Here is a 1,062-nt window from a genome sequence, read left to right as displayed (position 1 = left end):
ATGACGGATCCAAGCTCACCCACCGGGTCACCCGCTGGATCCTCCAGCGACTGGCGATCGACCGGATGAGCGTGTCCGCCACCGCCAAAGCGTTGGGTATCGGGTGGGAGCAGGTACAACCAGGTGGCACTCGATGCCTGCCGCCAGCTCGTCTACGACGACCCCGGGCATCTGGACGGCGTACGCATCCTCGGCGTTGATGAGCACGTGTGGAAGCACACCCGCAAGCCAGGGGAACCATCCAACCTGGTGACCATCCTCGTCGACCTCACCCCGCTGGTGGATGGGCGTGGTCCTGCCCGACTGCTGGACATCCGCCCGGGCCGCAGCGTGCAGGTGCTGCGCACGTGGCTGCAGGAACGCGACCCTAAGTTCCGCCAGCAGGTGCAGGTGGTGACCATGGACGGGTTCACCGGCTATGCCTCAGCCGTGGACCAGGTCCTGCCTGACGCCCGCAAGGTGATGGACCCGTTCCACGTGGTCCACCTGGCTGCCGACAAGCTCGACCTCGTGCCGGCAACGCCTCCAACGGGAGACCACCGGGCGGCGCGGGCGCAAGGACGATCCGCTGTACAAACACCGCCGGACCCTGCTGACCCGCACGAACTACCTGACGGAGCGGCAGAAACAGCGACTGGAGATGTTGTGGGCCACCGATGAGGACTACGTGGCACTCGAGGTGACGTGGCTGTTTTACCAGGACCTGATTGCAGCCTACGGGCACCCGAAGAAGTCAGAGGGCAAGAAGCTGATGATGCGGGTGATCAACAGCCTGCGTAAGGGACTACCCGCCGGGCTGGAGGAGCTCGCCCAGCTGGGGCGGACATTGTGGCGCCGACGCGAAGACGTGCTCGCCTATTTCGACATCGGCGCGTCGAACGGGCCGGTCGAGGCGATCAATGGTCGGCTGGAGCATCTGCGGGGAATCGCCCTGGGGTTCAGGAACCTCAACCACTACATATTGCGGTGTCTGATTCACTCGAGGCAGCTGCAGGGCAAGATCAACGCACTCTAAATTAAAGCGGCCTGGGTTGGTGAGAGGGCATGATGTAACACAGGAGG

Annotated in this window: 1 pseudogene; it reads left to right on the top strand. The window is 63.9% G+C overall.

The features are described from left to right. A pseudogene (locus tag EAH68_RS14570) lies at nucleotides 1-1,015 on the top strand (ISL3 family transposase); the annotation flags it as partial. Nucleotides 1,016-1,062 lie beyond the last annotated feature (47 nt).

The sequence above is a fragment of the Corynebacterium hylobatis genome (assembly GCF_003955685.1).
Lineage (GTDB): Bacteria > Actinomycetota > Actinomycetes > Mycobacteriales > Mycobacteriaceae > Corynebacterium > Corynebacterium hylobatis.
The sequence above is the reverse complement of the archived record's forward strand: the minus strand, read 5'-3'. Positions and strand labels throughout refer to the sequence as shown.